The sequence below is a fragment of the Rhodococcus sp. IEGM 1306 genome (genome assembly GCF_036541985.1).
GTDB lineage: Bacteria > Actinomycetota > Actinomycetes > Mycobacteriales > Mycobacteriaceae > Rhodococcus_F > Rhodococcus_F qingshengii.
This window is the reverse complement of record NZ_JAZHFF010000014.1, coordinates 62,844-82,133: the sequence shown is the minus strand read 5'-3', so window position 1 is coordinate 82,133 and position 19,290 is coordinate 62,844. Positions and strand designations below refer to the sequence as shown.

Annotated in this window: 21 protein-coding genes and 1 riboswitch; of the genes, 6 read left to right on the top strand and 15 right to left on the bottom strand. The window is 61.7% G+C overall.

Annotated features, from left to right (window positions below; genetic code table 11):
* Window positions 1-202: 202 nt before the first annotated feature.
* Both V3587_RS27610 and V3587_RS27605 read left to right on the top strand, forming a co-directional pair.
* Complete coding sequence (locus tag V3587_RS27610; protein ID WP_283377447.1) at window positions 203-547, top strand: hypothetical protein; 345 nt, start codon at window positions 203-205, stop codon at window positions 545-547.
* 51 nt (window positions 548-598) lie between these two features.
* Window positions 599-1,084 (top strand): RNA polymerase subunit sigma, encoded by a 486-nt coding sequence (locus V3587_RS27605; RefSeq protein ID WP_283377448.1) that lies wholly within the window; start codon window positions 599-601, stop codon window positions 1,082-1,084.
* A gap of 46 nt (window positions 1,085-1,130) precedes the next feature.
* Here V3587_RS27605 and V3587_RS27600 read toward each other — a convergent pair whose 3' ends face one another.
* The 4 genes from V3587_RS27600 to V3587_RS27585 form a co-directional block, all read right to left on the bottom strand.
* On the bottom strand, window positions 1,131-1,901 hold the full coding sequence (locus V3587_RS27600) for an SDR family oxidoreductase (RefSeq protein ID WP_283377449.1): 771 nt from the start codon (window positions 1,899-1,901) through the stop codon (window positions 1,131-1,133).
* A complete protein-coding gene (locus V3587_RS27595) occupies window positions 1,898-2,485 on the bottom strand; it encodes a TetR/AcrR family transcriptional regulator (RefSeq protein WP_166813330.1) in 588 nt (195 codons plus the stop codon). The genes V3587_RS27600 and V3587_RS27595 overlap by 4 nt, the downstream gene beginning before the upstream one ends.
* Window positions 2,486-2,536: 51 nt before the next feature.
* Entirely contained in the window at window positions 2,537-3,064 is a 528-nt protein-coding gene (locus V3587_RS27590) for an SRPBCC family protein (RefSeq protein ID WP_283377450.1), read from the bottom strand.
* 112 nt (window positions 3,065-3,176) lie between these two features.
* Entirely contained in the window at window positions 3,177-4,364 is a 1,188-nt protein-coding gene (locus V3587_RS27585) for a zinc-dependent alcohol dehydrogenase (protein WP_283377451.1), read from the bottom strand.
* Between the two features lie 195 nt (window positions 4,365-4,559).
* Between V3587_RS27585 and V3587_RS27580 the strand changes: the two genes are divergently transcribed.
* A complete protein-coding gene (locus tag V3587_RS27580; protein ID WP_166813326.1) occupies window positions 4,560-4,706 on the top strand; it encodes a hypothetical protein in 147 nt (48 codons plus the stop codon).
* 156 nt (window positions 4,707-4,862) lie between these two features.
* Here V3587_RS27580 and V3587_RS27575 read toward each other — a convergent pair whose 3' ends face one another.
* The gene (locus V3587_RS27575; RefSeq protein ID WP_166813324.1) at window positions 4,863-5,501 is read right to left on the bottom strand and encodes a PAS and ANTAR domain-containing protein; all 639 of its coding nucleotides are present in this window, start codon (window positions 5,499-5,501) and stop codon (window positions 4,863-4,865) included.
* Window positions 5,502-5,645: 144 nt separating this feature from the next.
* A complete protein-coding gene (locus tag V3587_RS27570) occupies window positions 5,646-6,524 on the bottom strand; it encodes a haloalkane dehalogenase (protein WP_283377452.1) in 879 nt (292 codons plus the stop codon).
* Between the two features lie 63 nt (window positions 6,525-6,587).
* Here V3587_RS27570 and V3587_RS27565 point away from each other — a divergent pair, with 63 nt between their 5' ends.
* The gene (locus tag V3587_RS27565; protein ID WP_172436599.1) at window positions 6,588-7,046 is read left to right on the top strand and encodes a MarR family winged helix-turn-helix transcriptional regulator; all 459 of its coding nucleotides are present in this window, start codon (window positions 6,588-6,590) and stop codon (window positions 7,044-7,046) included.
* A gap of 12 nt (window positions 7,047-7,058) precedes the next feature.
* On the opposite strand, the gene V3587_RS27560 is transcribed toward V3587_RS27565, so the two are convergent.
* Complete coding sequence (locus V3587_RS27560) at window positions 7,059-7,931, bottom strand: hypothetical protein (protein WP_283377453.1); 873 nt, start codon at window positions 7,929-7,931, stop codon at window positions 7,059-7,061.
* A 280-nt stretch (window positions 7,932-8,211) separates the two neighbouring features.
* Here V3587_RS27560 and V3587_RS27555 point away from each other — a divergent pair, with 280 nt between their 5' ends.
* On the top strand, window positions 8,212-9,588 hold the full coding sequence (locus tag V3587_RS27555) for a WS/DGAT/MGAT family O-acyltransferase (protein WP_283377454.1): 1,377 nt from the start codon (window positions 8,212-8,214) through the stop codon (window positions 9,586-9,588).
* A gap of 18 nt (window positions 9,589-9,606) precedes the next feature.
* Here the strand turns inward: V3587_RS27555 and V3587_RS27550 are convergent, their stop codons facing one another.
* From V3587_RS27550 to V3587_RS27540, 3 genes are read right to left on the bottom strand one after another with little or no spacing between them, the layout of a single operon-like run.
* A complete protein-coding gene (locus tag V3587_RS27550) occupies window positions 9,607-10,020 on the bottom strand; it encodes a PPOX class F420-dependent oxidoreductase (protein WP_095971319.1) in 414 nt (137 codons plus the stop codon).
* Between the two features lie 55 nt (window positions 10,021-10,075).
* Window positions 10,076-10,942, bottom strand: coding sequence for a hypothetical protein (locus V3587_RS27545; RefSeq protein ID WP_283377455.1), 867 nt, complete (start codon window positions 10,940-10,942; stop codon window positions 10,076-10,078).
* A 12-nt stretch (window positions 10,943-10,954) separates the two neighbouring features.
* The gene (locus V3587_RS27540) at window positions 10,955-11,932 is read right to left on the bottom strand and encodes an HAD family hydrolase (protein ID WP_283377456.1); all 978 of its coding nucleotides are present in this window, start codon (window positions 11,930-11,932) and stop codon (window positions 10,955-10,957) included.
* A 177-nt stretch (window positions 11,933-12,109) separates the two neighbouring features.
* On the opposite strand from V3587_RS27540, the gene V3587_RS27535 reads away from it, so the two are divergent.
* Window positions 12,110-14,470, top strand: coding sequence for an arylsulfatase (locus V3587_RS27535; protein WP_283377457.1), 2,361 nt, complete (start codon window positions 12,110-12,112; stop codon window positions 14,468-14,470).
* Window positions 14,471-14,485: 15 nt separating this feature from the next.
* Here V3587_RS27535 and V3587_RS27530 read toward each other — a convergent pair whose 3' ends face one another.
* From V3587_RS27530 to V3587_RS27510, 5 genes are all read right to left on the bottom strand, one after another.
* On the bottom strand, window positions 14,486-15,259 hold the full coding sequence (locus tag V3587_RS27530; RefSeq protein WP_283377458.1) for an ABC transporter ATP-binding protein: 774 nt from the start codon (window positions 15,257-15,259) through the stop codon (window positions 14,486-14,488).
* Window positions 15,256-16,296 (bottom strand): FecCD family ABC transporter permease, encoded by a 1,041-nt coding sequence (locus tag V3587_RS27525; RefSeq protein ID WP_095971315.1) that lies wholly within the window; start codon window positions 16,294-16,296, stop codon window positions 15,256-15,258. Before V3587_RS27525 ends, V3587_RS27530 begins: the two co-directional genes overlap by 4 nt.
* Entirely contained in the window at window positions 16,293-17,045 is a 753-nt protein-coding gene (locus V3587_RS27520) for a class I SAM-dependent methyltransferase (RefSeq protein WP_283377459.1), read from the bottom strand. The genes V3587_RS27525 and V3587_RS27520 overlap by 4 nt, the downstream gene beginning before the upstream one ends.
* Window positions 17,046-18,059: an ABC transporter substrate-binding protein gene (locus tag V3587_RS27515; RefSeq protein ID WP_235171449.1), complete on the bottom strand. Its 1,014-nt coding sequence runs from the start codon at window positions 18,057-18,059 to the stop codon at window positions 17,046-17,048.
* A 58-nt stretch (window positions 18,060-18,117) separates the two neighbouring features.
* Window positions 18,118-18,298, bottom strand: a riboswitch (cobalamin riboswitch).
* A 40-nt stretch (window positions 18,299-18,338) separates the two neighbouring features.
* The gene (locus V3587_RS27510) at window positions 18,339-19,196 is read right to left on the bottom strand and encodes a siderophore-interacting protein (RefSeq protein ID WP_235171450.1); all 858 of its coding nucleotides are present in this window, start codon (window positions 19,194-19,196) and stop codon (window positions 18,339-18,341) included.
* Window positions 19,197-19,290 lie beyond the last annotated feature (94 nt).

The window sequence follows — 19,290 nt, the reverse complement described above, 5'->3', positions numbered from 1 at the left end:
CGGTCGGAACTGGGGCGCGGTGCGAGCAGCGCGTCAGTGCCGGAACATTCTGTAGTGCAAGGCGTTCGGTTTGAAGTAAGTCCTGCCAGGCATCTGCCAGGGTAGTGCCAGTGGACGGCCAGGATGCAGGACTTCACTGGTGTGTGCCCCGTTCGGGACAGCCAGAGAGAGTCTGGAGAAATCTTCGGAGAAGGGATCGATCATGGCTCGACTATTCACACCGGAACAACGTAAGAAGCACTTCTGGGCCAAGCTCGCAGTGACGGGTGCGGTCTTGACGGTACCGATAGCCGTGCTCGCCGCGCCGGCCTCGGCGGATACGGTGAATCATGATGTAACGCAGACTGATAACAGTTGGTACGGAGATCAGGGTGGCGATCACTCGCACGATTGGGACCATGGTGGAAACGGCGACTGGAACCAGGGTGATAACTGGAATCAGGGCAACGACTGGAATCAGGGCAACCAGAATCAATGGCAAGGCGGGCAAGGTCCGGCACCCGCGCCGACAGTGAACCCCTTTGCCGGACTGTTCGGTTCCAGCTGATCGGTCGTCTGCACGACGAATTTCGTTTCGAGACAGAGAGAATGTAAGCCCATGTTGCAGGAAGGCGCGCTCGAGGTGTTGGCCGCCGCGGCACGGAGCGGTAGCAATGAAGCCATGGCCAATTTGTACGCGGCGTTTCGTCCGATGGTTGTGCTGCGGTGCCGCGCCGAGCTTGATCGGACTGTCTCCGACTCCGCCGCGGATGCCTCGTGCCTCGCCGTTCTCGAGGCAGTGCGCGACGGATCGGAGTTGAATCAGCCTTTCCTGCGGTTGCTGTATGCGAGAACGAGCGTCGCGATTGCTCGGGCGGCATCCAACGGGTTCAGTGGTGGGCCGCTTCCGTCGCCAACGGCCCTTCCGGTTGTCGAACGCGATGTCCTGGTTCTGCGTCTGATCGTCGGCCTCGGCACCGAGGCGACCGCAACATCGCTTGCCCGTACGACGGACGAGGTGTCACTCGACCTGCATCGAGCGCTGCAGCGACTGCGAAAGTTGCCCTCCGCGAATGCAATCAGGGAAATATTGACACCGATATGAGGTTCCCGGAGTGTGTCAGAAGACGAGGAGCGAACAGAACTCTGCGTTACTGGCCGGCGATGTACTCGATCGACGGTCCCGCAGTCCAACCGCCGTCGACGGCGATCTCGGAACCTGTTGTGTACGAAGCATCGTCGGAGAGCAGGTAGGTGACCGCACCGACCAACTCTTCCGGGCGGCCGACACGTCGATACGGATTGTTGGGGAATGCGCCTTCTTCGAGGCTGATGCCCGTCGGTGCAGTCATGGGTGTCAGGACCATGCCGGGGTGAACCGAGTTGACTCGGATCTTGTCGCGACCGAGTTCGACGGCAGCGATCTTGCTCAGTCCACGCACGCCCCACTTGGCCGCGCCGTACCCGCTGGTCAGAGCCATGCCCATCAGGCCGGCAGCCGAGGAGATGTTCACGATGGATCCGCCGCCTGCTGCCTTCATGAACGGGACCACCGTGTGGATGCCGGTGTGTACGGACACGAGGTTGATCTGGATGATCCGCTGGAACGTTTCGAGGGGCTCATCGGCGACCGTCTGGCCGGACGCGGAGATCCCGGCGTTGTTGACCAGACCGTTGATGGCGCCGAACTCGGACACGGTGAACTCGACGGCAGACTTCCACGACCCTGGGTCGGTGACGTCGAGATGAACGTAACGCGCTGCGTCGCCGAGAGATTCGGCTACTGCTCGACCGCCGTCGTCGAGTAGGTCGCCGATGACGACGCGGCCGTTACCCGCGACGATGCCGCGCGCAAACGCCTCACCCAGGCCGCGTGCGCCGCCGGTGACGAGTACGGTTTTTCCGGAGAGATCCTGAGTCATGATTGTTCCTTACCAGTTGGATGTGAGAGATACGACGTCGAAAACGCGTCGAGTGCGCGGTTGATTGCCGCGGGCGCCGGGGTTCGGTGGTCTGCCATTTCCCGTAGTGCTGCGACCACCGCGAGCGTCGCCTGACCCGCAGCTGCGGTGGTGTCGAGCGAGGTTTCCGGCCGATCGATCAGCCGGGCCACTTCGGGGCGAATGAGTTCCATCGTCTCGAAAGTCGCTGACTCCCAGACTCTCCGGAGTGCAGCATCACTGAAGATGATCGGCATCAGTGACCGTGTCATGGCCTCGAAAGACTCGCCGACCGAGGCGACGAAGGCGTTCCGGACAGCCGGCGCAAGTCCCGAATCGCGTGGCTGCTCACCGAGTGCGGCGGCGAGGCTCCGGTTGCCGTCGTCGAGCATCGGCCAGATGCTCTCCTCTTTGGTGGCGAAGCAGCGGTAGAACGTGCGCTCGGAGATTTCCGCACGCTCGGCGAGTTCGGCGATTGTCGTCGAAGTGTCGCCGCGTTCGACGAAAGCGGCAGCACAACTCTGCGAGACGCGGAGAAGTAGTGCGGTGCGGCGGGCTGTTGCCATATCCGCACTGTACCAAAAGTGGCAGAAACTGCCATATATGGTTGCAGTTGGTCAGCCGGTGCTGCCTTCGACGCCGGATACTTCCTGCTCAACGACGCTCTTGAAGTTCAGCAGCGTCTTGCGGATGTTGCCGCGCTGAAAGTCGGCGAACGTCTTTCCACCGGTGGCAACCTTGTCGAACAACTCGGCCGCAAGGTCCGGCCAGCCGCGCCTGTCGTCGGTCCACGTTTCGGTAACTCGCGTTCCGCCGGGCACCGGCGAGAATCGGAACTGCCAGGTTGCGATGGCGGCAGGAATCCGCGGCGTGGAGAGGCCAATCTTGTGAACGCGGAACTCGAAGAGCTTTCCGGTGTCGGCAGCGGTGACTGTGCATCTCGTGGTCCACTGTGCGCGCCCACGTTTGTTATGTCCGTCGAACTCCATACCCAGGAATGCGCTTTCGCGATCTCCTCGCAAGGTCGCGCCCAAGTTTTCGGGACTCCAGGCACCCATACGAGTGGGATCGCTGATGAGCTCGTAGAGGGAGAGCGCGTCGGCATTGACGACGACGCTGTCGGAGACGGTAAGTACGCGAGCCATTTCGGTTTCAGTTTCTTTCTGTCGAGCGTGTGTGAGGTGAGTATGGCGATCGGTGGTTTCGCGAACAAGATGCGCAGCGGCGCATGAACCCGTCGAGCTGATCGGAGTTGGACTACAGGTGCGGTTTCAGCTGGATCTTGACCGCTCCTTCCTGTTTCTTCTGGAAGATCTCGTAGGCGTGTGGCGCCTGATCGAGCGGCAGCTGATGAGTGGAAAAGCTGTCGACGCCGAGTGGGTCGTCGTCAGTGAGCAGGGGCATGATGTCGTCTACCCACTTCTTGACATTCGCCTGGCCCATCCTGAGCTGAATCTGCTTGTCGAACATGGTCATCAGCGGCAGTGGGTCAACCATGCCGCCGTAAACACCGATCAGAGAAACGGTTCCACCGCGCCGAACGATGTCGATGGCTGAATAGACAGCACCGAGGCGATCGATTCCTGCGTTACGCATCGCAGGCGCGGCTAGAACATCGGGGAGAAGTCCGACGAACTGCTGCGCGAGCTTTCCGATCGGAGACCCGTGCGCTTCCATGCCGACAGCATCGATGACCGAGTCGGTTCCGCGGCCGTTCGTCGCATCCCTGACGGCGTCGCCGATCTTGCTGCCGTAGTCGTCGAGATTGAGGGTTTCGATCCCACGTTCGGCAAGGCGTGCAAGGCGTTCGGGTACACGGTCCACGCCGATTACCCGAAATCCCTTGTGGTGGGCGATGCGAGCCGCCATGTCACCGATCGGTCCGAGACCCAGGATTGTCACGGACCCACCCGGCGGGATGTCGGCGTATTCGACCGACTGCCAGGCTGTGGGCAGCACATCGGAGAGGTAGACGAAGCGCGAATCCGCGGGACCTTCGGGAACTTTGATGTGTGTGAAGTGTGCTTGCGGCACTCGTAGGTATTCAGCCTGACCACCTGGCACCGATCCGTACAGCTCGGAGAATCCGAACAACGCTGCGCCGGTTCCCTGATCGCGGACCTGAGTCGTCTCACACTGTGTGTAGAGGCTCGAATCGCACATGAAACAGTTGCCACACGAGATCTGGAACGGGATCACGACGCGATCGCCTATCTCGAGGTTCGTGATCTCCGACCCGACTTCTTCGACGATGCCCATCGGTTCGTGACCGAGAATGTCGCCCGCATTCATGAACGCACCCAAGGTCTCGTACAGGTGCAGATCGGACCCGCAGATGTTCGTCGTGGTGACCTTGATGATCGCGTCGGTGGGTTCGACGATCGTGGGGTCCGGAACCGTATCGACGCTTACTTTCCGTTTGCCTTGCCAAGTCACTGCGCGCACTGGAATCGACCTCTCATCGTGGAACTGCTGTTCGCACTCACCTGCCCGAAAGCACTGAAATGCAAACAAAATCGGTGAGGGTTGCGAGAAGTCCTGAGCGCGTTAGATTGAGATGGAGCTGGGTCCCGGTCTTTGCGCCGGCTCCAGGACCTGGACCACGAGATGATGAGGACGCGAGATGATGAGGACAATCGTATGACCGACAAAGACGACAACGACCAGTCGCCCAAGGGTGGGCACCCAGGGCCCGTGGACAAGGGCGGCGACGGCGGAATGGCAACGCGAGAACAAGCACCTGAACTGGTCGAGGACTCCTCCGACAAAAAGTCTGACCAGGAGTAGTTTCCTTTTACCCGGTGTTGGGTAACAACGGGGATAGGCCGCATCGGACCGTCCCGGAATCAATGCGGGCGAGGTTCCTCGAGGTTGAGCAGCCAGCCACGGGAACCGCCTCAAGCAGATCCCTCAACCGTGCAGATCCCTCAACCCATCAGTGATTCAACCCTGCAGCAGCAAGTGATCGAACCGGGTACGCAGAAGCGTCGGGACCCGGAAGTCGTCCAGCGCGCGAACGATCAACTGCTCGGCAACATCCCTGAGTTTCACGTTGGTCTCTTGGGAACGCCACACGAGAATATCGAAGGCACGATCGGCTGAAATGCCGTAGATCACCATGAGCATGCCTTTGGCTTGCTCGATGACTCCGCGGGACGTGGCGATTTCGTTGACCAGTTCGTCGACGGATGCCTTCACGGTGCTGTCGAGGGTTTCGGTGACGTCGATGTAGAAGCCGGAGCTACCGATCACATCCCCTGACTCGTCCACGACGCTGTCGCCGACGACGATTACCGAGTGAGTGTCTCCGGCAGTGTCGATGATGCGGTGTCGGCTGCTGAACGGGCCGCCTGAAGTGCGGATGGCATGCAGTGTCTGAGCAACGTGTCTTCGATCGTCCGGATGCTTGTGCGAGAGCATCAATTCCGTCGTCGGAGCTACCTGGTCTGGTTCGTAACCGTGAATTCGCGCAACTTCGGCTGACCACTCCCAACGGTCGCCGTTGCGGTGATAGAGAAACCCACCCACTCGGTGTGGAGCCCCCGATTCGGAAGTCCGCCCCAACCCGTCCTCGTTCACCACACACGCCCCCTCGTTCTCGACCTCGTCCCAACCGGCGTACTCGCCAGATAGTTATATCGGACAAATCCGGCGGAGGTGGTGTCGGTCCCACATTTCGGAGCGAGGTCTGGACGCTAGCTGTGCGGGTCGGTGTCGGTGTCGGTCTTACGTCACTCGTGGGCTGAGACGATGCCGCTGTGTCCATTCGGTGAGCGCCGCGGTGATTGCTCCTGGCTGATCCTCGGGGGCAAGATGCCCGGCGGGACCGCACTGAATCACCTCGAGGTTGGTGATGTTCGATCGGCACCACGCGACTTCGTCCGGTCCGATCATGAGCAGTTCGGCTGGTCCGCTGAAGGTGAGAAGGAGTTTGGGTACCTCGCTGCTTGTGGCAAGCCATTGGCTGTACGCCGACACGCGTGCCGTCACTTCGGCGGGAGTTCCTTCGATGGGGAAGGATCGTGGCCACGCGAGAAGGGGTCGTCGACTCGCGGGTGACGGGTAAGGGGCGCGATAGGCGTCAGCATCTGTTTCGGGTAGAGCTCCGAGAACCGTTCTGTGAAGCGCAATTTCGAGAAAGAAATTCTCGTCGAGCACCTTCGTTTCGCCGGTGCCCGGGGCCCTCAGCGCCTCAACCCGCGCTCGTGCGTCTCCCGGGAAGTGTTCGTCCCAGGTCATCGGACGGAGGATCGTTTCGAAGAAGGCCACACCTCGGACGCGATCGGGGTGGCGGGCGGCCCAGTCGAGAGCGAGTGCTCCACCCCAGTCGTGCCCGACGAGTACGACGTCGTCGATCTTCATCTCGTCGAACCACGCATCGAGGTAGCGGGCGGAGTCGAGGAAACCGTAGTCGATGGCCGGTTTGCCGGAAGCCCCCATGCCGATGAGGTCCGGAGCGAGTGCATGGCCGAGATTTCCTATGTCTGGCAGTATCTTTCGCCACAAGTGTGACGATGTGGGGTTCCCGTGGATCAGCACGAAGGGGGTGCCTGCGCCGCACGAGTTGTAAGCCATGGTCGAGTCGAGCACGGAAATTGCGGCCATTGCGACTCCTCAAATAGTTTCCATATACTCTATATTGAGATAGTAGCCATGTACTCTATATGCATGCAAGATCGAGAAACATGGACGACTGGCTCGCTGGTGTGGCATCTTGCCTTGCGCTGGCGGGCGGGGGTTGACAGAGCGATTGCGCATCTCGGGTTGACTCACGCCCAGTATTCGGTGCTTGCGTCCCTGCACGGTTTGGTGAGTGCGGGGGAGAGGCCCAGCCAGCGGGAACTCGCCACGCACACAGGGTTGCAGCGAATCTACATATCCAAGCTCGTGCGAGCTTTGGAGAAGGGGGGATTTGTCGTCAGCGAACGCGACGACCGCGATGGGCGCGCCGTTCGCCTCGATCTCAGTGACGAGGGAGGGCGAGTCATCGTGCTCGCCAAAGGCATTGTCCGCGAATTGGATGCGGAGAATACTCGCGTGCTGACGGAAGCCGGTGGACGTGAGCTTGCCGAACTTCACCGCGCCCTCGGTGCATTGCTCGACGCCACCGAAGCCGGAGATGAATGAAGTCCGAACTACTTACCTGGCGTTACGTTCGGCGATGACGGCGGCGGGTTCAGGTGAGCCGGCAGGCTGGGGCCTGAGGCTGTCGGCGCCGATGTTGTAGACGTCGCTCGTCGTGGTGAGTGAGTTGGACGTGGTGGACGATGGAAGCCCGGCGCGCCAGTTGACGATTGGATTCAGAACGCCGAACGGGCCGCACCCGGACGCTGTCGGGACCGTGAAGGGCTGTCCGGTGTGCCCGGTGTTTCGAACCACTGCAGTATCCGGGAATCCTGGAACCTCTTCGAGGGCGCCGTATTCGGTCACATCCAAGTTGAGCTGGACAGGGTTGTTGTCCGAGCCCAGGTAGCATTTGCCGCCGAGGAGAGGGTTCGCGATCTTCAGTTTGACGGGTAGCTTCACGCCAAGCTGAAATGCATCCACGGTGGGAAGTGCAGACGTCGACTCGACGGTGGCCGAGGCCTTGTTCAGTCCGAAGAGATTGTTGAAGGGTAGATCGATTCCGAGTGCGCCGCCTGGGATCTCGATGGGTTCGGCGTAGATCCCTCGACTGTTGTCGTTCGGCGGGATGAATACTTGGTCGAATCCGAATTCGGCCTCCGGATTTTCTCGGTAGGCAACTCCGCCTGCGATGCGCATCGCCCCCGCGGGAATGCCGACCGAGAGCTTGCCGATCTTCATGTTGCCGCCGGTGACTGTGACGTCCATGCAGGTGCTGGTCTCGGGATTGTCGATCGGACAGGAGCTCCAACCGCCGAATGGAATGTCCGCTGCTGGGGCGGCTCCGGCAATACCTGCTGACAAGGTTCCCGCTGCTGTGACGGTGGCGAGCACAGTTGCGGTGGCGAGCGCGCCGGAAAGCGCACGCGACGTTGGACGTCGGGACATGTATTTCTCCTTCGAAGGCAACCGACCAGTCGGATTTGTGATGATAAGTGACGGTAGTCACGTGTGACTTGGATGTACAGACAATTTGCAACAATTCCGACAAAAGTATTAGTGCGATCGGCTCCGTTACTACCTGTGGTCATGTGCTTTGAAATTTGTTGCAGTGCTCCGTGTCTCATCACTAACTCGCGAATCGCCAATGTGCGAAGTCAGGGCGAGTAACTTTGTCGAACAGCGGCTGATCGGTACTCCGGGCAGCTGCCCGAGAGAACGGATCGACATGACGCTGATGCTGCCGCTCGACTCGATGTTCCTGCTGATGGAGTCGCGGGAGCACCCCATGCACGTCGGTGGCCTGTCTCTGTTCGTTCCGCCGGAAGGGGATGACGGCGAATTCGCCAGGTCGCTCTACCGTTCGCTCACCGATGTCGACTCGATTCGCCCCCTGTTCCGCCGCAAGCCGGTGCAGTTCTTGTCGAACTTCGCGCCGGTGCGTTGGACGGAGGACCAGGACGTCGATCTCGAATATCACGTCCGGTTGCTCGCACTGCCCAAACCGGGTCGAGTCCGCGAATTGTTGGAGTTGACCTCGATGCTCCACGGCACGCTGCTCGATCGGCATCGGCCGCTGTGGGAGGCGTACGTGATCGAAGGTCTCGCCGACGGCCGAGTTGCCGTGTACATGAAGACGCACCATGCGCTCATGGATGGTGTGTCTGCTGTTCAGGCGTGGTACCGCAGCCTCTCGTCGGATCCGCTAGATCGACATTCGATGCCTCCGTGGGCGCAGCGACCTTCTTCGGAGCGGGTCCGGGCCAATCGCGGGCTGGACCTGCAAAGGCGGGTGGGCTCCGTGATCGAGACCGTGCAAGACGTGGTCGGGGTGGGCCCAGCGATAGTGAACGCGGCTGCCTCGGCAGTGAAGGACCACGTCGCACCGTTGCCGTTTGCTGCTCCGAAATCGATCTTCAACGTCCCGATCACCGGAGCGAGGCGTGTCGCGGCGCAGTCGTGGCCGATCGAGCGCCTGCGCAAGGTCAGCTGCGTTGCAGGCGTGACGCTCAACGATGCGGTGTTGGCGATGTGCGCCGGCGCGTTGCGGCGATACCTGATCGAACTGGATGCGTTGCCGGACAAGCCATTGATCGCGATGGTGCCGGTATCTCTTCGTAAAGGCGAAGAGGGTGAGGCTTCCGGCAATGCCGTAGGTGCGGTGTTGTGTGATCTGGCAACCGAATTGGCGGATCCGGCGGCCCGACTACAGAGAATTCACGACTCGATGAGTAGCGCCAAGTCCCTGATGTCAGGCCTGACGCCCCTTCAGATCACGGCGTTGAGCGCGTTGAACGTTGCCGGTCTCGGGCTACCGCTGATCCCTGGTTCCTCCCGATTGATCACTGGGCGTCCGGTGTTCAACCTGGTGATTTCCAACGTCCCCGGTCCGACGACGACGCGATACTGGAACGGTGCGAAGCTCGAGAGTTGCTATCCGGCATCGATTCCGCTGGACGGGCAGGCAATGAACATCACCGTCATCGGCTACGCGGACACCATGCAGTTCGGTCTCGTCGGCTGCCGCCGCAATGTGCCGCACCTGCAGCGACTCCTGGGCCACCTCGAGGAATCACTGAGTGAACTCGAAGCCGCCGCAGGCTGATCGTTTCCATTCGGGCATTCAGACGTCACGTCCGTTCACAACCAACTGGTGGACGTCCAACTCCTTGTCGTCCAGGCCGAAGCTGATGATGCGTTCGGGGTGGATACGGATGATCGGTGCGTCGAGACCATGCGCAGCAGCAGCCGTAGCGTCCAAAGCCTCTGCTCGTCCGCGGATTTCGACGCACCTGACCCGCCATGGGTGTACAGATGCAATGTCGTCCACGACGAAGGCGACCCGCCCGTTCTCCGCGACATTGCGAAACTTACGGCTGCCAGTCATGTTGTAGCCGCTGATGTCGATCGTGGCTGCATCCGGGTTGTAGTGGAACCCGACCGGACTGACTTGCAGCGTTCCATTCCGTTGAACCGTTGCCAGGCGTCCGAGAGTCTGTGTGGCCAGGTAGTCGAGTTCGATACGGGTCATTGTCATGAAACCACGCTAGAACCTGAACAGCTGTAGAGGTCAAGGTCTCCGAACGTACAACTCATTCCATCTCGTCGAGGCTCTCTTCTGCCTCTTCGACCCGGCGCTCGGCCTCACGAAGTTCCTCCTCGGATTCCCGAACCGCGACGCCGGCAGCCTTCTCGGTGTTCTCGGCGAACTGTCGTTCCTGTTCTGCGTGTTCGAGATCGGCGCGGAGTTCCTCGATGCGACGGTCGAGGTCGGACAGCTTCGACCTGGCATCCTCGAACTGGGTGGTCTCGGCCTTGACCCGTCGTCGGACCTTCTCGACGCCTGCCCTGGCTTCCTTCAATTCTGCTTTTACCCTGGCACGTTCGGCCTCGACATCCGGAGTCTTCGTCTTCGGAGTCTGCGGCACTTCTGCTGGTTCCTTCGGGGCGTGCTGCTGCGATTTCCCTTTCACCACAGCAAGTCCCGCCGGTCCGAAGCCGCTGTAACTGGCAGCGGTCACAACTCGTCCGAGTCGGACCAACTCGGCGGTCTCCTCGTCGGCAAGGGCGGCATTGAGCGTCTGCGCGACATCACGTAATGCATCCTCACCGACACTCTTTCCCCGTGAGGCCGCGATCTCACCGGATTTGTGGGCGAGGCTGCGCACCACCTGCTGCCTCTGTGTCGTCAGTTTGCGCAGGTCCGCGCCCGAGAGATGTCGCTGGGCGTCGCGTAGCGATTCACCAAGTGCGAGAAGTGCTTCCAGCTCTTCAGGCATATCGCGCGAAATGAGATTGACCAACCAGCCCACGGTGGTCGGCTTTCGAAGTTTTCCGATCTCCGTGGCCAGTGCGCGGTCGTTGCCCTCCCTCGCAGCCTTCGCATGCTTCGTACGCGCCTCGACGAACTCGCCGGGGTCGAGGCCGTACAGTTCGTCGGCGACATCATCGAGGGTCACGTATCCATACTGTCATTCGGCGGGTGGTTCGAAGACTGCCTTCCAGTCGTTTTTGATACTCACCACGGTCCACCCGTTTGTGCGCGAGGTGTCGAGCGCGTGCTCGGCCCCGTCCACGTAGTCGAACTCGCGTTCCGGATCGTCATGGAGCACGAGAAGGCGAAGTGCCGGAACGTTCGGGTGGTCGGCGAACTTCAACATAGGTACGTCACCGTTGCTGTTTCCGGCCGCGAGAACAGGTCGTCGACCGATTCGGTTCCAGATCTGGACGGGCTTGGCCGGCCTGTCGTCGACGACATCCGTTTGAGGCTGACGAAGGATCGTGCCGCTGTGACCGTCGTCCTTCCACGTCAGAGCCACGCCGCTGCCGATGACGCGATCTCGGGGGATGCCGTAGACCTCCTGGCTGATCGGCCGCATGAAGTCACGTCCGCCGCCGGACACTATGTAGTTGGAGAATCCTTTGGCTGCAAGGTAATCGAGCAACTCCACCATGGGCGAATAGCTGCAGTGCAAATATTTGCGATCGAGAGTGGGATGCGAAGCAGTGCGCAGGTAGGTATCGGCGTGGTTCTCGAATTCGTCGACCGTGACTTCGGCGAATGCCGCCAGGACACCGGCCGCGAGCACCTTCAGTGCGCTGTCGTCGCCGCGATAGTGCTTCGAGATCACATCGTTCAACCAGGTGTAGTCCTGTTCGAACGCCGCCTGCCACGGTTGACGGTTGCGAAGAGTCGGATCCTGGTTGGTCATCTCGACGAGGCGGCGCAAGATGAAGTCGAGTTGGATCGGCATCGGTTTCTCACACCACAGGGTTCCGTCGTTGTCGAAGACTGCGATCCGGTCTTCCGGTGCGATTTCGTCCGGACTTCCCTCCGTCGTCGCGCGTTCGACGAATTGCAGGATGGCTTGTTTCGACGTGCCGTCCTGCCAGCTCGGAAGCGGGTCACGGCTACCGGAGTCGGAGGGTTCGACGAAGTGACTGTTCATGTGGTCCCTGGCTTCCAGTGAGGTGATGACAAACCCGGCACTCTCATACTCGGATCCTCTCCCGACGATGTCATCGCCCATTTCGGGCGACAGCGCTTCGGTGACCACAATCCGGGTATGCGATTGACCATGCGGCCGTAGAGGCTGGAATTCAGATCACCTACAAGGAGCCAGGTCATGGCCAACGCATTCAAAGGCGTCGTCAACCTCGATATTCGCGATTCGATTCCCGACTGGAGCCCGTACGAGCAGCCGAAGGCTGCCGCCGGCACGCCGAACATTCTCTACATCGTTCTCGACGACGTCGGATTCGGCGCCTTGGGTTGCTACGGGGGACCGATCGAGACGCCGAACATCGACCGCATCGCGGGCAACGGATTGCGGTACGGGCAGTGGCACACCACAGCGCTGTGCTCACCGACGCGATCGTGTCTGCTCACCGGCCGGAACCACACGACCAACGGAATGGCTTGCATCAGTGAGTGCGCGGTCGGGTTTCCCGGCGGGAACGGTCACATCCCTCCCGAATGTGCCACGCTCGCCGAGGTTCTGGTCGAGCAGGGGTTCAGTACCGCGATGGTCGGGAAATGGCACCTCTGCGCCGAAGACGAGATGAATCTTGCTTCCACAAAACGGAATTGGCCGGTCGGTCGCGGATTCGAGCGGTTCTACGGCTTTCTCGGTGCCGAGACCAATCAGTGGTATCCCGACCTCGTCCACGACAACCACCCCGTCGAACAGCCGTCGACGCCTGAAGAGGGGTATCACTTCAGCGTCGACATTACCGACAGAGCGCTCGAATACATCGGCGACGTGAAGTCGATAGCTCCGGACCGGCCGGTATTTCTCTACTACGCACCCGGGTGCGCACACGCTCCACATCACGCGCCCCGCGAATGGGCCGATCGCTACGCAGGCAGGTTCGACGCAGGGTACGAAGCCATGCGGGATGAGATTCTGGCGAGGCAGAAGGACATGGGACTTGTCCCGAACGACACGACTCTGCCCTCACTCAACCCGATAGGCACTCCTGACACCCGCACCGGACCTGACGGTAAACCGTTCCCGCCGCTGGATTTCACCCGCCCCTGGGACACCCTGTCCGCTGACGAGCAGCGACTGTTCTCACGGATGGCGGAGGTGTACGCGGGCTTCCTCTCGCACTGCGACGATCAGATCGGACGCCTGCTCGCATACCTCGAAGAAATCGAGCAGCTCGACAACACGATCATCGTGGTGGTCTCCGACAACGGTGCCAGCGGTGAGGGCGGACCCGACGGATCCGTCAACGAGAACAAGATTGCGAACGGCGTACCCGACGACCTCGCCGAGAACCTGTCAAAGCTGGACGAGTTGGGCAGCACCGAGACATACAATCACTACCCCAACGGGTGGGCGATGGCGTTCAACACTCCATTCAAGATGTGGAAGCGGTACTCGTTCAACGGTGGAACCTGCGACCCCTGCATCATCTCGTGGCCGGAAGGCATCGACGCCCGTGGTGAGATTCGAGATCAGTACCACCACGCTATCGACGTCGTCCCGACTCTGCTCGACTGCGTCGGCGTCGACTTGCCCGACACGGTGAAGGGATACACCCAGCACCCGATCCAAGGCGTGAGCATGCGGTACAGCTTCGACGCCGGCAACATCCCCACCGCCAAGCACACCCAGTTCTATTCGATGCTCGGAGGACGAGGGATTTGGCATGACGGCTGGAAGGCCGTCACCACGCACCCGACTCTGAGCGGGTGGGGCCATTTCTCGGAAGACACCTGGGAGCTCTACCACACGGAGGTCGACCGAGCCGAGCTCCGGAACCTTGCGGATGAAGAACCCGGCAGGCTGGCCGAGCTCGTGGGGTTGTGGTTCCACGAGGCCGGCGCCAATCAAGCTCTGCCACTGGACGATCGGTCCGGTGTCGAACTCCTCACCACCCCTCGCCCCCAGCTCGCTCCGCCGCGCAACCGGTACGTCTACCGTCCAGGGGGAGCCGAGGTACCGGAAGCCGTCGCCGTCAACCTTCGTAATCGTTCCTTCTCGATCGGAGCAGTTGTCGACTTGGCCGAACCGGGTGCGGTCGGCGTGCTGTTCTCGCATGGCGGCAGGTTCGGTGGTCATTCGCTGTACGTCAAGGACAACCGACTGCATTACGTGTACAACTTCCTCGGCAGTGAACAGCAGAAGATCGATGCCACCGAAGACCTTCCGGTCGGCGAAAACGTGATCTTGGCAGCAACTTTCGAGAAGGAAGGTGAGGACCCGCCGGGCACTGCGAACGGGGTGCTCGGTCTCTACTACGGCGACCGGAAAGTCGGTGAGGGCAGAATCCGCACTCAGCCAGGCAAGTTCAGCATCGGCGGCGGCGAAGGGCTCAACGCAGGCCGTGACAGCGGGGAGCCTGTGACCGACGACTACCCGGGTACGTCACCTTGGGCGTTTACCGGTGGAACGCTCAACCGGGTGGCGATCGACGTCAGTGGTGAACCGTACGTCGACCTCGAACGCGAAGCAGTGGCGATGCTCTCGCGTGAATGACAGATCCCAGCGCGTCTAATCCGAGCTGGGTGGAAGGTATCTCACGGTGGGTATGCCGCCGGGGCCGTCCAAGCGGACCTCGGCGTCGACCTGGTAGACCTCGGCTATCAGGTCGGCGGTGAGGACCTGGGTCGGGCTTCCGTGGGCCACGATGGATCCACGGTTCAGCATCACTATCGAATCGCAGAACATGGCGGCCAGATTCAGATCGTGTAAAGCCATGATCGTGGTGGTGGGCAGGCGTCGCACGAGCGCGAGCAATTCGAGTTGGTGGTTGATGTCCAGGTGATTGGTCGGCTCGTCGAGTAGCAGCTCGTGAGGTTCCTGAGCGAGGGCGCGCGCGATCTGGACGCGTTGGCGCTCCCCACCCGAGAGCGTGTGCCACGAACGGTCCAGCATGGCGGCGAGGTCGGTGTGTTCGATCGCAGCGCGGACGGCGTCGCGGTCGGAATCCGACTGCCCGCCCCACAGTCCGCGATGCGGTGTGCGTCCGAGTTCGACGACCTCGGCTACCGTCAGGTCGATCTCGGTGTTGCTGTGCTGATCGACGGTGGCAATCCGGCGCGCGACATCGCGGCGTTTCCAGTCAGGCAACGGAGTTCGGTCCAGCGTCACCACACCGGACGTCGGACGGTTCTGCCCGGCAAGCAGTTTCAGCAGTGTCGACTTACCCGAGCCATTGGGGCCGAGGAGTCCTACCGTGCTTCCGACGATGGGGGACACGTCGAGGTCGTCGACTATGAGCGCCTCGCCGACCCGCCAGCTGACACCGGTTGCTTCGAGTGTCATGGCCTGGCCTTCCGTCTCCAGAGGATGACGGCGAACGCAGGCACACCGACCAGTGCGGTCACCACGCCGGCCGGGAGTTCCTGCGGTGCAATGGCTGTGCGTGCCACAGCGTCGACCCAGACCAGGAAGATGGAGCCGATCAGTGCAGACGCGGGCAGGAGTCGGCGGTGGTTCGAACCGACGAGGGCCCGTGCCGCATGAGGGAGGACGAGGCCCACGAAGCCGATGGCGCCAGCGACGCTCACGATCACCGCGGTCATCAAAGCTGTAGCCAACAACAGGGTCACGCGCACCCGCCACACGTTCACTCCCAGTGACGCCGCCGCGTCTTCACCGAAGGCGAAGGCGTCGAGTGCGCGGGAGTGAGTCAGACAGACCACGAGGCCGACTGCGACCACTGCAGCGCAGAGCGCGACGTCGAGCCAGTCGGCGCCACCGAGTGAGCCCAGGAGCCAGAACATCACACCGCGGGTCTGCTCGGGATCGGCCGAGGTGATGACGATGAACGAGGTGAGCGCGGAGAACAGTTGGGTCGCGGCGACACCGGCCAGGATCACCCGATCCGGCGTGCCGCCGGCCGCGTGGGCGAGCAGCAGCACAAGGGCAAAGGAGATCACCGCGCCGATGAAGGCGCCGCTCGACAGGCCGATCACTCCCGACCCCACTCCGAGGATCACGATCAGTACGGCACCGGTCGAGGCGCCGGACGAGATGCCGAGGACAAACGGATCGGCCAGTGGATTGCGAAGCAGCGACTGCATGATCGCTCCACACAACCCGAGACCGGCACCGCAGAGCGCGGCGAGCAGAGTACGCGGCAGACGGAGATCCCACACGATGCCGTCGCGGATAGGTGTGACGTCCGCCGCGGTACCTCCGAGGTGCCCGACGACGATCGAGGTCACCTCCCCGACCGACAGGCCCGCCGGCCCCAACGTGATCGCCACGGCGGCCGACCCGGCCAGCGTGACAACACCGATCACCCACAGCAGGCTGACGGCAGTCGGGTTGTCACGCAGCCGAACTCTTGTCGTCATCTCACGCCGTAGACCACGTAGTCGTCGAACAGTTGCCAGACCGTACCCGACTCCCGGAAACCTGCTTGCGCGAGCGCCGCCAATTGGAAATCGACGGCGGTGGGCGCGGTGGCGTCGCGACCGGCGAATCTGCGCTCACGCTCGTCGGTCAGTGCCCCGATCCCGGGAGTGGCCCGCAACCCGTCCCACCAGCTGTCCCACGCGGGAGCCCCGGCAGCAAAAGCGGAGCGTTGTGTCTGCTCGTCGTGTGCCTTCGCCCACCGTCCGATGACAGGGGAGCGACCGTCGAAGCGAAAGTGATCACCGTTGAGCAGAACGCCGTCGGGGCTCAGCAGTTCGCGGCACTGCCGGTACACCTCGACGAGCTGCTGCGGTTGCAACCAGTGCAGCGCGGTCGTCGACACGATCGCCTGAACCGGCGCAGTCACCGAAGTCGGCCAATCGGTACTCAGCAGGTCCGCGTCGACCAGCTGCATTCGGTCGCCGAAACGAGTCGACGACTGGCGGGCGACTTCCAGCAACATCGGGTCGTAGTCGATCCCCACAACGCTCGCTTGCCCGAACTTCTCGAGGATCCGGACGCTCAACGAACCAGGTCCGCAGGCCAGGTCGACGACTGTGAACGGAGCATGCGCGTACTGCAATTCGAGAACGTCGAGAATCACGTCGAAGCGCTTCTCGCGATCGGCGATGTATGCCGCCTGCTGGTCGTCCCATTGACGCACCAGTTCGCTGACTTCCGTGGACATCTAGACCACGCCCAACCGGCGCAGGCCGTCGGAGAGCTGTTCGATGCCACCGACGTTGCGGATCGAGGGATCCATCGTCGTGCCTTCGAGGATGATGTATCGCTTGTTCTTCACTGCGGTGAGCTTGCTGGCTACCGGGTCCGATTCGAGGAACGCGATCTTGGCAGCCGCACTGTCGCCGTCTCCGCCGCGGTCGAGATCAGCGAGCACCAGCACGGTGGGGTCCCGGTCGAGCACACTCTCCCAACCGATTTCGGGCCAGTACTGCTTGTTGTCGTCGAAGGCGTTCTTTGCGCCCACCGCGTCGGTCATGATTCCCGGTGCGCCGCAGCACCCGGCGAAGTACGGGGTCTTGGTGGCTGCGTACCACCACGCCAGTGTCACATTCTCGGCTCCCAGTGACGCCGTGGCGGTGGCCGCGCGATCCTTCAAACTCTCGGTCAGCTCGACACCTTTGTCCTGGACGTCGAACAGTGTTGCCACGTCCCCGATTTCGTCATACAGGTCGTCGAGTGTGAGGGCCTTGTTCTGCTCTGCGTCCTGGCCGGTGCACTCACTGGGTGACTGATATGTCGCGACACCGAGGTCAGTGAACTTGGTTCGGTCGGCGATGCCCTCCGAAGTGAACGTGTAATTGAAAGTCGTGTAAACCATGTCCGGTTCGCGTTCGAGGACACTCTCGAATGACGGGAACTCGGTGTCGAAGGCCTGGACCTGACCGCGCGCCTCACGCAGTTCGGGGAGGACATCGTCATCGCTCATGGCGTAGCCGGCCATCCGGTCCTGCACTCCCAGCGCGAACAGCATCTCGGCGGCAGGCTGATTTACCGCGATCGCTCGTTCGATCGGTCGCTCCACCGTGACGTCTCGGCCACAGTTCTGAACAGTGGCGCCGGATTGTTCGAAAGAGTTGGATTGTTCGGCAGCACTGTCTTCGGAGGAACAGGCAACCAACGATGCACCCAACAGGGCCGCGACGGCAGCGGCGGATAGGCGAAGTGTGGACAGACGCATGGAATCTCGTTCTCGCAGGGGCTCGTTCGCGGAGCCCGTTACCGTGTGAACAGGCGCCTGTTGGCCCCTGCTGCCAGCCGGTATTCGGACTCGAGATCACTCCACCCGAGCGCCTTCCCAGATTCTCATCCAGTGGCGTAAGCCCGGGCGGTCACCCTCACCGCTGCGCGTCAGTTCCGGATTCACACCGGATTCCCTGACCCCCTGTGTGGAGGTCTGCTGGCACAGAGGAACTTATCACCGCAGTGCACAGCCGGTCAGGTCGGCCGGTGAGGGCGATCAGATCTCGATCGCCAGGTCGTCGATGTCGGTCAGGGTTCCACCGTCGGCGAGGATGCGCTCGTAGTTCTCGCGCCGGCGGAGGTCGATTTCGGTGTTGCTGACGCCGTGCTTCCAGTATCCGAATATCGCGACGTCGTCTTTGTCGAGTCCGACGGTCGATCGAAAGTGCTTCCGGATTGCGCGCATCTCGTTGCGTTCACCGGCTCCCCACACGACGTAACTCTCGGGATCGGCGAGCTCGCGTGCCCGTGCTGTCAGAGGGCCGTCGGACTCGGCGGGATCGGCGCTCACGCGATGAAATTCCAGGCCGGGGAGGGTGGGAAGTTCGTCGAATGCGACCTCGTCATCTGTTGTGACCCAGCCGATTCCGACGACGTCGGTAGGCAGCTGCTCGATGATCGAGAACAGCGCGGGTATTGCGGTGCCGTCCAGAAAAAGCGCGATACGTCGACCGGGAACTTCGGGGACCAAGAAGTGTGGTCGCGGACCGGTGAGGTCGAAGGTGTCCCCGACGGTCAATGTTGCTGCCCACCTCATCATCGGGCTGGTATGTCCGTGCAGGACCACGTCGATGACGATCGATCCTGCGGCGGAATCGTAGGAACGCACCGTGTACACGCGCGAAGCGTCGTCGAAGGAAGGCCCGAGATTCATGCGTACGGTGACGTTCGGGAGTGACCAGGCCGGATCGTCGGTCGACTCCGTCAAACGGGCCGTGATCCGCAGCAGATGGTCGCTCGGTCGCTCCAGTGCTTCTACGACCGCGCGAACGTCGTTGAGTCCGCGATTGTGGTCAGCGGTGCGTAGGACGGTCGTCGGGGGAGTTGTTGTGCTCGTGGCGTCTGCATGTGTCATCGACTGTGCTCCTGGATCGGGTTTTCGAGATGCGATCAGGTTAGTACTGCCTAAGTCGACAGATTTGTCCAGAAGTGACATCTGATTACCTGAA